We start from the raw sequence: 11,114 nt of genomic DNA, 5'->3' as shown, positions 1-11,114 counted from the left end.
GAGGCGGGCTTTGGAGCCGATCTGGGGGCAGAGAAGTTTTTAGACATCAAGATGCGCCAAGCCGGGCTCGCGCCCGATATGGTGGTCTTAGTGGCGACACTGCGAGCACTCAAGATGCACGGGGGCGTTCCGCTCGATCAGCTCAAGGGCGAGAACCTGGCGGCACTGGAGGCGGGCTTCTCGAATCTGGCGCGCCACGCGGAGAACCTCAAGAAGTTCGGCCTGCCGGTCGTGATTGCTATCAACCGCTTTCCGACGGACACTGTGGGAGAAGAAGAAGCGCTTGCCAAGCTCTGCGAGGCGCAGGGGCTAAAAGTCGCACTCTCGGATGTCTTTGGATCCGGCGGCGAGGGCGGCGAGGCGCTGGCGAGGCTGGTGACCGAGACACTAGCCACGGAGAAAGCGAATTTTGCGCCGCTCTACCCGGACGAGCTGCCGCTGCGCAAGAAGATTGAGATGGTGGCAAAAGAGATCTACCGCGCCGACGGGGTGGAGTTTCTTCCGGCGGCCCGAAACCGCCTGGCGTATCTGACCAAGCGCGGCTACGGCAACCTGCCGGTCTGTATCGCCAAGACGCAGTACTCGTTCTCGGATGATCCCACGAAGCTGGCCGCGCCAACCGGGCACACGCTCACCATTCGAGACGCCAAGCTCTCAGCGGGCGCGGGTTTTGTTGTCGCCTACGCGGGAACCCTGCTCACCATGCCCGGCCTGCCCAAGCGCCCCGCCGCCCTCGACATGCATCTCTCTGACACCGGAGAAATCTCCGGTGTCATGTAGGACTCTCCCCTAAGAAAGAAAGAAAAATGATCAATCACCGTGTCAAGAGAGCCTCGCTCTCCCTCCTCTGCACTCTAGGAGCCACTGTACTTCTCGCTAAGATTCCCGTACAAGCACAGGAAACCAGACCTGCCTCTGCTAAAACGGTCAAGGCTCCTCAGGTTGTAGGGGACTGGACGGGTGACTGGGGAATGTATAGCCCTCCTCCCAAGAGCGGCGAGGTACCGCCTGCGCTCAAAAAGATGATGTACCCCGATGCTTGTAAGGTCATGGACTGCAAAGTCGTGGCACTCCCGGATGGGAAATTCCAGGCCACGTTTGAGGGCGAGTGTGGTCGTCCCTACAAGTACACCATTAAGATGCTCGGACGAGCCACAAGCGGAGTGGTTCTTTTCCAAGGATCGGCTGACTTGGGCGAGAAAGATGGAGGCGTCTTCGACTGGATTGGGCGCGCCTCGGACACCGAGTTTGTCGGCTTCTTCACCAGTAAAGGCTACACGGGAACATTCCGTCTGACACGCAAGCCTATTCCGACGAAACTTTAGGTTATAATCAGGGTCATGCAACGACGATTTTTAGCGGCGATAGCCGCGTGTGTCCTGGCAACCTCTCCGGTGCTAGCGCAAAAGTTTGAGAAAGCCTTCGACGGGAAATCTCTCGCGGGCTGGCAGCTTATCGGTGGACATGGCCCTGGCTATGTCCCGAGCAACGGTGTTCTGACTTGCCCTGCTGATGGCGGGGGGAATCTCTACACGGAGAAAGAGTACTCCGACTTCCACCTGAAGTTTGAGTTTAAGCTCTCCCCCGGTGGCAACAATGGGATCGGGATTCGTGCGCCGCTTCAGGGGGATGCAGCCTATGTCGGGATGGAAGTTCAAGTCCTGGATGACCCCGCCCCGATGTACGCCAAGCTGGAGCCCGGCCAGTACCACGGCTCCATCTACAAAGTCGCCGCCGCCAAGCGCGGTGCCCTCAAGCCGACGGGCGAGTGGAATAAAGAAGAGATCATCGCCACGGGCCGCCGCATCCAGGTGATTGTGAACGGCAAGAAGACCGTGGACTGTGATCTCAATACCGTCACCGATCCTGCGGTGCTGGCAGCGCACCCTGGCATGCTCCGTGAGAAGGGCCATATCGGCTTTCTGGGCCATGGCTCGCTCGTTGAGTTTCGCAATATCGAGATCAAGGACACCAGCAAGCCTACCAAAGACAATACAGCGCCCAAGGGCTTCACGGCGCTCTTTAATGGCAAGGATCTGAGCGGCTGGAAGGGGCTTGTTGGCAACCCGATCTCTCGTGCCAAGATGACGCCCGACGCGCTCATCACCGCCGAGAAAGCCGCCACGGTGAAGGCGCTGGAGCACTGGAAAGCGATCAACGGCGAGGTGGCCTACGACGGCAAGAACGATAGCCTCTGCACCGCCAAGGACTTCAAGAACTTCGAGCTGCTCGTGAGCTGGAAGATCGGCAAAGGCGGCGACTCCGGGATCTATCTGCGCGGCTCGCCCCAAGTGCAGATCTGGGATACGGCCCTCACGCAAGTGGGTGCAGAGGTCGGCTCGGGCGGGCTCTACAACAACCAGAAGAACCCCAGCAAGCCGACCCAAGTGGCAGACAACCCCGTCGGCGAGTGGAACACGTTTCGCATTCTCATGGTCGGAGAGCGCGTGACGATCTATCTCAATGACAAGCTCGTCGCGCAGAACGTCGTGCTGGAGAACTACTGGGATCGCAAGATTCCCATCTTCCCGACGGGCCAGATCGAGCTCCAGCACCACGGAAACCCGATCTACTTCAAGAATATTTATATAAGAGAGCTACCGTAGAGCCCTCCTCCCCCAGCCCCTCCTCCCGAGACCTACGGGAGGAGGGGAGAGTTTTAACGATGCAGCGCCTTGCGAAAGCGGGGCGCTGTTTTTTAACTCTTCTGCCGTGCGATGGAGCAGCCGAACGGAGTGGTGGACTTGACCTTGGGGTTCTGGCCCGCGACCAGGAAGTCTAGAGCGTTGCGCAGGTCGTGGGAAAGAATGGTCTTCTCATCGCGGCTGTCGTCAATGCGCCCATGGTAGCGAAGAATCCCCTGAGCATCCATCACAAAGGCTTCAGGAGTCACTTGGGCATCGAGCCTGTCGGCGATTTTATGGTCGGCATCGCGCAGGACGGGAAACGTAAACCCATGGGCTTTGGCGTGCGCGGCGATCTCCGCGTCGGTCTCGTCGGCGCTGGAGTTGATGGCAACAAAGCGTACGCCCTTGGAGGCATAGGCATCGGCGAGCTCTTTATTGCGCTTGTCGTAGCCCCCTGAGCAGGGGCAGCGTGCCGAGAGAAAAAGCACGACAGTCGCCTTTTGTTTTTTGTCGCCGTAGAGTGTCTCTGTCCCCTTGCCATCGACTTTCGGAAGGGTCAAATCGGTGACGGGCTTATCTACCAGCGGGTTGGTTCCTGAGGCGAAGGTGTCAAAGAAGCAAGAGGCCAGCTCGACAAGCTGCGTCCCATGCTCTTTAGGCTGAACCGTGGCAATGGGCAAGAGTACTTTGCGCTCGGGGCCAAGCACATAGGAGACATACGGACGGCCCGGCGCGACACCAAACTGCTGACCGATCTTGCCACCGCCATCGGTGAGAATAGGGAAGTTGAGCTGCTCGCTCTCATGAAGCTGCCTTGCGGTCGCCTTCTCCATCGTGGCCACGGCAAAGACCTTCACCCCGATCTTGTCGAAGCGCTTCATCTCGTTCTTCAGCGAGCGTAGCTCCCCCCGGACTTCGTCGCTCTCGCCTGGTAGGAACACCAAGGCCACCGAGCGCTTCTCGTAGTCGCGGAGATCGTGGAGCTTGCCACTCTGGTCCGGCAGAGAAAAACTCGGAGCCTGGGAGCGCGGCAGGAGCATCGTGATGTCCTGCTGACGGTCTAAGCGCGTGAGGCTGTAGATCCCCAGCCCCGCCGCGGCCCAGACTCCGGCGAGGGTAAAGAGTAAAGCTTTGATCGAAGGCATACGTCTCATATTGTGAATCCTTTCACAATGTTACCATAAGAAGGGGATTTTCGTTCCGCTGGTGAACCTGGTAGGCGTTAAAACCGTCTGAGGAGAACGATATGGATAACGAGAAGATAACAAGACGCGGGCTGCTCTCCGGAGCGGGCCAAGCAGCACTGGGGCTGGGCATGATGGGAGCCGCCGGACTGACTCCGGTCTACGGTGCACAAAATGGCCGCGCCGCCCATGATTACGGGGTGAACTTCGGCGAAGAAGCCTTCCTGCCTAAGCGGGTCTCGGCGCAAGAGAAGGTCAATATCGCCTTAATCGGCTGCGGCGGCCAGGGCATGAGCAACCTCAATACATTTATTGCCCGCCCCGATGTTAATGTCGTCGCTGTCTGCGACCCCGATTCCAAACACATGGGCAAGGCAGCCATCACGGTGGAAGACAAGACAGACAAGGCCCCCGAGCAGATCAAGGACTTCCGTAAGCTTCTGGAGCGCAAGGACATTGACCTGGTCATCAACGCGACTCCCGACCACTGGCACGCCCTCATCGCGATCTCCGCGTTTCAGGCGGGGAAAGATATCTTCACCGAGAAGCCCATCTCCCACGACATTTTAGAGGGTCGCCAGATGGTCAACCACGCCAACAAGCTCAAGCGCGTCGTGCAAGTGGGAACCTGGCAGCGCTCGCTCCAGCAGTTTTTGGATGCCACCGCCTATGTTCGCTCCGGCAAGCTGGGCAAGATCAACCTCTGCCGCGCCTGGAAGGTGCAAGATCCGAACGCCGCGGTGATGGGAAAACAGACCACCAAACCCGTGCCCTCGGAGCTGGACTACGACCTCTGGGTTGGCCCAGCGGCGATGGTGCCCTACCAGGACAACCGCTGCCACTACAAGTTCCGCTGGTACTTCAACTTCGCGGGCGGCATGACTGGCGACTGGGGTGTGCACATGATTGATACCGTGCTCCAAGGGATGAACGCCACCGATGATTTCGTGATGCCCACGAAAGTCATGAGCCTAGGCGGCAAGTTCTTCACCGGAGCCGACGACGATAGAACCACACCCGACACCCAGATCGCGCTGATCGAGTTCCCTGGCTGGATGCTCCAGTGGGAAGTGCACGTTGGCAACACCAAGACCGGCCCCAATGGCCTCGCGGGCAGTGGTGTGACGGGCCGCGATCATGGCGCACTTTTTATCGGGAGCCAGGGTAGCGTCCTCGTAGACCGCTCCGGCTGGTCAATCTTCGATGCGGCAGGCAACCCTGTCGAAAAGCCCGCCCCGATTGACATGGGCCAGAAGATGTCTGGGCTTCCGGCGCACGTGGCGGAGCTAATCGCTAGCACCAAGTCTCGCGGCACGACGCGCGCTAATATCGCCTCGATGCACAAGACCACCACGGTCTGCCACCTGGCCAATCTTGCGTATCAGGCACAAAACGTACTGCACTGGGATGCCGCCAAAGAGATCGTCACCAACGATCCCAAGGCGATGAAGAACCTGAGCTACCAGCGCGAGTACCGAAAAGGCTGGACTCTGCCAAAAGCCTAGAAACTTTCGGCCCACTCTTGCTATCCAAATACCCAGAGTGGGCCACTGCTCTCCCTTAAGATATTCAACTAGAGAAAGAGATATTACATTCCATGGATACATCGCACCGCGCTTCCCGACGCTCACGTGCCACTGTTTTGGGCATCATCGCACTTACCTTTGCGGGAGCCGCACTGGCTCAGGATGCCGTTCCCTTGCCCCTCAAGCTTCCCAAGGCCAACTTTATCGGCACCCCCGGCGATCTGGCCGAAAACCCGCACCTAGAGAAGCCTCTGGGGAAGCCCCGCCCGGTTCCGACGGTTCCTGCAGGCACGGTTAACCTGGCACTGAAGAAGCCTGTGACCGCCAGTAGCGCCCCGTACTCGGGGACTCTTGCACAGCTCACGGATGGGAATAAAGATGCCGCATCGGGCACGACCGTGGAGCTCAAACCACGCCTCCAGTGGGTTCAAGTGGATCTAGGAGCCGCCTCCGAGCTGTCCTATATCTTGATCTGGCACTTCCACGAGCAGCCGGTTGTCTTCCGTGATGTGATCGTCCAAGTCTCCAATGACCCTGAGTTCAAGACGGGCGTCACGACACTCTTCAACAACGACTACGACGACACCGCCAAGGCAGATAAAGTCGAAGGAAAGAACCTGACAGGGCTTGTGACCGGCAAGAACCTCGAGTATGTGGAGACCAACGAAGGCAAGCTCATTCCCGCCAACAAGACCAAGGCACGCTATGTCCGCTTCTACAGCCGTGGCAGCACCTTCACCGATCCACTCAATCGCTACACCGAAGTTGAGGTCTATGGCCTACCTGCCAAGTAGATGACAACGCGCTCTGTTTGGGTCGTCGCGCTTGCTCTGTTCGCACTCGCTCTGGTGGGTCGGTTCCCAAAGCTTGGGAACCGACCTTTCCATGCGGATGAGGCGGTTCACGCAGCCAAGTTCCGGGAGCTGTGGGAGCAGAAGAGCTACCGCTACGACCCCAACGAGTTTCATGGTCCGACGATCTACTACGCCGCACTCCCTGTTGTTGCTGCCAGTGGGCACAAGACCTTTGGCTCCCTCACCGAGGCAGACCTCCGGGGCGGGGTGGCGATTCTGGGCGCGGCTCTCGCTCCCTTGCTCCTTCTTTTCCGTAAGCACTTAAGCTCGTCGGCACTCCTCTGGGGGGGACTGTTTTTTGCTCTCTCCCCCGCTTTTGTCTTCTACAGCCGCTACTTTATCCAGGAAGTCTTTCTGGTGGTCTTCACCGTGCTCTTTCTGGCGTTTGCCGCCCGCCAGCAGGCTAGCGTAGCGGGCCTCTTCGCGGGGCTCATGATCGCCACCAAAGAGACCGCGATCCTGACATTTTTCGCGGCGGGAGTCGCCTGGCTGATCGCTCGGGGAAGTGCGAAAAAGCTCCCATGGCGTGCGCTTCTGGTCGGCTCAGGGGTCGCGCTTGCCAGCTCGTATCTGGTGCTCTCGGGCTTTTTCAGCACCCCCACCGGGCCACTAGGCTACCTCAAGACCTACCTGCCCTGGCTCAACCGCGCAGGCGGGGGCGGCGAGGCGCTTCATGCGCATCCCTGGTACGACTACCTAGAGCGCTTCTTCTGGCACCCGCAACCGGCTCGCCCCCTCTGGAGCGAGGGATTTATTCTCGTGCTGGCACTCTGTGGCGCATTCTTGGGCAGGCGCACGGAGTTTTGCCTCCCGGCTCGCTTAGGCTCACCACCCTCCGGCTCCGCGAAGGGTTTATGGTGCAAATCTCCATCCCCTTCGCAGGGAGGAACGACCGATCAGCCGGAGGGGGTCGCGAGGCACGAGCGGGGGGAGGTAAAAACCAATGACTATGCTGGCAGGCGCACGGAGACTGGAAAGTTCGTTGTTGTTCTGGCGCTTCTTCTCACGCTGATCTACACGGTGATTCCCTATAAGACCCCCTGGTGCGGCCTGAATTTTCTGGCTCCCCTGATTGTCTTAGCCGGGATGGGTGCGGCGGGCCTGATCGAGCGGGCACACCATAGAGTCGCTAAAGCCTTCGTCGGGCTGGGGCTTCTGTTGGGCACAGCGCACCTGGGCTGGCTTTCGTACCAGACGAGCTTTGTGTACTTTAGCGACACCAAGAACCCCTATGTCTACTCCCCGACTCTGCCAGGCATCTCGGAGCTGAAGACGCGCATGGAGGGGCTGGCGCAGACCCATCCCGATGGCGACAAGGTGGTCGTCAAGCTGGTCTCACGCGATGGCTACTACTGGCCTATTCCCTGGTACCTGCGCAAGCTGGACAATATCGGCTACTACACCGGCCAGCTCCCCGACGATGTCACAGCCCCCGTCCTCCTGGTCTCCCCACGCTACGAAGAGCCTGTTCTGGAGCGCCTTCCCAGCCACCAGCTCAAGGGGATGCACGGCCTGCGCCTGGGCGTCTTCTACGACCTGATTGTCGAAAAGACGCTCTGGGAGAGCTACCGCAAGCTCCATCCCCCCCGCGACGATGAAGAAGAGTAGGTTTCTCCAACGGGAATGTCCCAGGAGTCGGTGGGGAGCTCGGGGACGATAAAGGGAGCGATACCAATCGTACGACAGTTTTTGCGCAGGAGTGGCAGGAACCTATCGTAGTAGCCCCCCCCGTAACCCAGCCGAAAGCCGCGCTCATCGAGAACCAGTGCGGGAACGAGCACGAGGTCAAGAAGCGCCAGTGAGACCTCGGGCGCAATTGCCTCGGGCTCGCGAATCCCAAAGCTGCTCGTCACCAGCGGACAGGGATAAGCATGGATCGCCAGCCGACGCTGCGGGGCGCAGCGTGGCAGATAGAACTGCTTCCCAGGTAGCTGCGCCAGCGCCAGAATATCCAGCTCCCACTCTGTCGCCGCGTAGAGCAAGACATGTGAAGCGTCGGTGAGTAAAGGGGTCAGTGTTTGGCAAAGCTCAGTAGACAGGGACGGGATGTCCTGAGATTGGCGCTCCTCTAGCGCCCACTGACGCCACTCACTCTTAGGGCTTTTGGGGCTGGGCAAGGGGATGGGCTTTCTCATAGACCTCCTTTAGGCGCTTGGTACTCACCTGGGTATAGACCTGCGTGGTCGAGAGATCACTGTGGCCCAGAAGCTCCTGCACCACCCGCAGGTCGGCTCCGTGGTCTAACAAGTGCGTGGCAAAGCTATGGCGCAGCGTGTGAGGCGTGAGCTTGTGCGTCGCGGAGATCGTCCCACATGCACTATCAAAGAGCCGCCGCACCGCCCGATCGGAGAGGCGCGATCCAAAGCGATTCAGAAAGACCGCACTTGTCGGCCTTGTGCTCTTTGCCTGGCTCGCCAGTGTCGGACGCTCCGTGTTGAGATAGGCTTGGAGAGCGATCATCGCGGGCCGTCCCAGCAGGGCAATGCGCTCTTTGTTGCCCTTACCGTTTCGTAGCCGCAGCTCTCCTTCCCCGTTTTCGGAGTCGAAAGTCAGATCGTCTAGGTCTAGGGCGACGAGCTCGCTGGCACGGAGTCCCCCGGCATAGAGAGTCTCTAAGATCGCCCGGTCGCGTGCACTCTCGGGAAAGGCTAGAAGCGCCGTGACGGTCTCCTCTGAGAGAGCACGAGGAAGCGTCCGAGGCCGCTTGGGGGTCTGGAGCTCCTGGGCCGGTGAGTGGGCGATAACTCTCTGGCGCTGAAGATACTTGAAGAAAGCCCGGAGCGCCGCGGCTTTTCGTGCCACGGTTGTTTTTGCCAGTTTTCGCTCCAGAGTCAGGCTCGCCACGTAGGCACGAACACTCTCGGGGGAAAGTTCTTTTTCCTTTTCTTCTCTCCAGGCACAGAACTGGCGTAGGTCTTCGGCATAGGCCCGCAAGGTATGCGGTGAGGCACGCCGAACCGTGCGAAGCTGGTCTAAGAAGCTATCACGGAGTGTATCAAGACTATCGAACATATTTTTCATGTCTTACAAAAAAAAGAAGGAATCCGCAAGCCCCCAGGTGAAATACTGCACAGGCTTGTGACAGCTAAGGGGTTTCCTTACAACAGATCGAAGTAGTGAGGGAGGACAGTCAGGCGATGGCGATTATGCCACAGACACAGACACAGAGTCGGACGCGTAATGTTATTGGGCGTCTAAAAACACCCGAGACACTCGGCTTTCATGACGATGGACATTCGTATGTTACCCGATTGACCCGTGCCGGTCTTCTTACCCATGAGGAAGAGATTCGGCTTGCCAATAAGATCAGTAAAGGTGGGCTGGAAGGTGCCCGCGCTCGTGCTACTCTCGTCGAGGCCAACATGCGCCTCGTGGTCTCTATCGCGAAAGCATATCGCTCGTCGGGGATTCCTTTTGAGGATCTGGTTCAGGAAGGTGCAATCGGCCTCATGACGGCTGCTGAGCGCTACGACCCCACCCGAGGTTTTCGCTTCTCTACCTATGCCACCCAGTGGATTCGGCAGGCCATTGGTCGCGCGGTTGACAATAAGTCTAAGTCCATCCGGATTCCTGCCCATATCTCCGAGTCGCTCCGTAAGCTGGAGAGGGTTCGTATTGAGCTACGCCGTGAGCTTGGTCAGGAGCCAAGCACGGAGTATCTGGCCGAGCGTGCCGGGATGCCGGTGCGTAAAGTGCTCTCACTGATGAACACCACACAGGATCCGATCTCCCTAGATCTGCCCGTCGGCGATGAAGAGAACACGCCGCTGGGGGCGCTTCTGACCGACAAGAACGCACTTGATCCTCAGGACTATCTCCTCAGCAGTGAGATTCGTGACACGCTGGAAGAGATTCTCAACGATCTCGACGAGCGGGAGCGCATCGTCATGCGGCGACGTTTCGGATTTGATGGTGACGAAGGCTGCGTCCTTTCCCAGATCGGGGAGGAGCTTTGTATCAGCCGCGAGCGCGTGCGCCAGATCGAGGCACAAGCGCTTCGTAAACTTCGGTTAGAGGCCCGCAAAGGCCGTCTTAAAGATCTCTTTCAGGCGTAATTGACCGCCGATCTTCATACACACAGTACCGCCTCCGACGGGACATTTACTCCCACTGAGCTCGTCGAGGCGGCACACTCTCTGGGAATCTCCCTCCTCGCCCTCACGGATCACGACACCACCGCCGGTATTTCCGAGGCACTTGCCGCAGCACGGCGGCTAGGAATGGGCTTCCTGCCCGGTGTCGAGCTCTCCGCCGAAGGCCCTCCCGGAAAGTGCCACTTACTAGGCTTGGGCATTGATCCGAACTACCCGCGCCTGATCGAGACACTACGCCAGCTTTCGCAAAACCGCCGCGAGCGCAATCTCAAGATCATCGGGCGGCTCAATGCGCTCGGTATCACGATTACCATGGAAGATGTCTTAGCACATGCGCCCCAGGGAGCCAATATCGGACGGCCCCACTTTGCGGCCACGCTTGTCGCCCTTGGGGCTGTGGCGGATACCAAAGAAGCCTTTGCTCGCTATCTTGGGGATGAGGCGGCGGCGAATGTCGAGAAAGAGACCCTCAGCCCCGCTGAGGCCATTGCTCTGGTTCACGAAGCCGGGGGACTATGCTTCCTCGCCCACCCTGGCCTACTCCGTCGCTCCCAGCACGAGACCCATGAGAGCCGTGTTCGGGCACTGACGGCGCTCGGCCTCGATGGGATTGAGGCCTACTACTCCAGCTACACCCCCGCCAACGAGGCGTTTTTCCTGCGGCTTGCGGAGAAGCTGGGCTTGCTTGTCACCGGCGGCTCCGATTTTCACGGAGCCAATAAGCCCGATGTTCCCCTCGGAGTTGTCCGCGATGGTCAGCCGCTGGAGCTTACTCTTCTTCCAAGTCGCTTGCGAGCGCTGGCAGTGGCTTAGGTAGCGTCTTTCGGGC

The 11,114-nt window shown here is 59.1% G+C and carries 11 protein-coding genes; 8 read left to right on the top strand and 3 right to left on the bottom strand.

Translation table 11 applies throughout. The features are described from left to right. The 3 genes from AC1XOS_RS14370 to AC1XOS_RS14360 all read left to right on the top strand — a co-directional run. On the top strand, positions 1 to 780 hold a 780-nt coding region (locus tag AC1XOS_RS14370), incomplete at its 5' end, for a formate--tetrahydrofolate ligase (RefSeq protein WP_481962914.1). 26 nt (positions 781 to 806) lie between these two features. Continuing rightward, positions 807 to 1,325, top strand: coding sequence for a hypothetical protein (locus AC1XOS_RS14365; protein ID WP_481962913.1), 519 nt, complete (start codon positions 807 to 809; stop codon positions 1,323 to 1,325). A gap of 15 nt (positions 1,326 to 1,340) precedes the next feature. Then, a complete protein-coding gene (locus AC1XOS_RS14360) occupies positions 1,341 to 2,606 on the top strand; it encodes a 3-keto-disaccharide hydrolase (RefSeq protein ID WP_481962912.1) in 1,266 nt (421 codons plus the stop codon). 92 nt (positions 2,607 to 2,698) lie between these two features. On the opposite strand, the gene AC1XOS_RS14355 is transcribed toward AC1XOS_RS14360, so the two are convergent. After that, positions 2,699 to 3,772: a redoxin domain-containing protein gene (locus AC1XOS_RS14355; RefSeq protein WP_481962911.1), complete on the bottom strand. Its 1,074-nt coding sequence runs from the start codon at positions 3,770 to 3,772 to the stop codon at positions 2,699 to 2,701. 101 nt (positions 3,773 to 3,873) lie between these two features. Between AC1XOS_RS14355 and AC1XOS_RS14350 the strand changes: the two genes are divergently transcribed. From AC1XOS_RS14350 to AC1XOS_RS14340, 3 genes are all read left to right on the top strand, one after another. After that, on the top strand, positions 3,874 to 5,316 hold the full coding sequence (locus AC1XOS_RS14350; RefSeq protein WP_481962910.1) for a Gfo/Idh/MocA family protein: 1,443 nt from the start codon (positions 3,874 to 3,876) through the stop codon (positions 5,314 to 5,316). Positions 5,317 to 5,408: 92 nt separating this feature from the next. After that, on the top strand, positions 5,409 to 6,131 hold the full coding sequence (locus AC1XOS_RS14345) for a discoidin domain-containing protein (RefSeq protein WP_481962909.1): 723 nt from the start codon (positions 5,409 to 5,411) through the stop codon (positions 6,129 to 6,131). After that, a complete protein-coding gene (locus AC1XOS_RS14340; protein WP_481962908.1) occupies positions 6,132 to 7,799 on the top strand; it encodes a hypothetical protein in 1,668 nt (555 codons plus the stop codon). Here AC1XOS_RS14340 and AC1XOS_RS14335 read toward each other — a convergent pair. Both AC1XOS_RS14335 and AC1XOS_RS14330 read right to left on the bottom strand, forming a co-directional pair. Continuing rightward, entirely contained in the window at positions 7,757 to 8,326 is a 570-nt protein-coding gene (locus tag AC1XOS_RS14335) for a 5-formyltetrahydrofolate cyclo-ligase (protein WP_481962907.1), read from the bottom strand. The two genes, AC1XOS_RS14340 and AC1XOS_RS14335, sit on opposite strands and share 43 nt — an antisense overlap. Further along, entirely contained in the window at positions 8,286 to 9,203 is a 918-nt protein-coding gene (locus AC1XOS_RS14330; RefSeq protein ID WP_481962906.1) for a tyrosine recombinase, read from the bottom strand. The genes AC1XOS_RS14335 and AC1XOS_RS14330 overlap by 41 nt, the downstream gene beginning before the upstream one ends. A 125-nt stretch (positions 9,204 to 9,328) precedes the next feature. Between AC1XOS_RS14330 and AC1XOS_RS14325 the strand changes: the two genes are divergently transcribed. Further along, positions 9,329 to 10,246, top strand: a complete 918-nt coding sequence (locus tag AC1XOS_RS14325) for a sigma-70 family RNA polymerase sigma factor (protein WP_481962905.1) — start codon at positions 9,329 to 9,331, stop codon at positions 10,244 to 10,246. Beyond that, on the top strand, positions 10,247 to 11,098 hold the full coding sequence (locus AC1XOS_RS14320) for a PHP domain-containing protein (protein WP_481962904.1): 852 nt from the start codon (positions 10,247 to 10,249) through the stop codon (positions 11,096 to 11,098). The last annotated feature ends 16 nt before the right edge of the window (positions 11,099 to 11,114 follow it).

Source organism: Armatimonas sp. (assembly GCF_964826245.1).
This window is presented reverse-complemented; position numbering and strand designations above follow the sequence as displayed.

Coding starts and splice junctions, on each gene's coding strand:
- AC1XOS_RS14365 (WP_481962913.1), top strand. CDS start 807: ATGATCAATCACCGTGTCAAGAGAGCCTCGCTCTCCCTCCTCTGCACT.
- AC1XOS_RS14360 (WP_481962912.1), top strand. CDS start 1,341: ATGCAACGACGATTTTTAGCGGCGATAGCCGCGTGTGTCCTGGCAACC.
- AC1XOS_RS14355 (WP_481962911.1), bottom strand. CDS start 3,772: ATGCCTTCGATCAAAGCTTTACTCTTTACCCTCGCCGGAGTCTGGGCC.
- AC1XOS_RS14350 (WP_481962910.1), top strand. CDS start 3,874: ATGGATAACGAGAAGATAACAAGACGCGGGCTGCTCTCCGGAGCGGGC.
- AC1XOS_RS14345 (WP_481962909.1), top strand. CDS start 5,409: ATGGATACATCGCACCGCGCTTCCCGACGCTCACGTGCCACTGTTTTG.
- AC1XOS_RS14340 (WP_481962908.1), top strand. CDS start 6,132: ATGACAACGCGCTCTGTTTGGGTCGTCGCGCTTGCTCTGTTCGCACTC.
- AC1XOS_RS14335 (WP_481962907.1), bottom strand. CDS start 8,326: ATGAGAAAGCCCATCCCCTTGCCCAGCCCCAAAAGCCCTAAGAGTGAG.
- AC1XOS_RS14330 (WP_481962906.1), bottom strand. CDS start 9,203: ATGTTCGATAGTCTTGATACACTCCGTGATAGCTTCTTAGACCAGCTT.
- AC1XOS_RS14325 (WP_481962905.1), top strand. CDS start 9,329: ATGGCGATTATGCCACAGACACAGACACAGAGTCGGACGCGTAATGTT.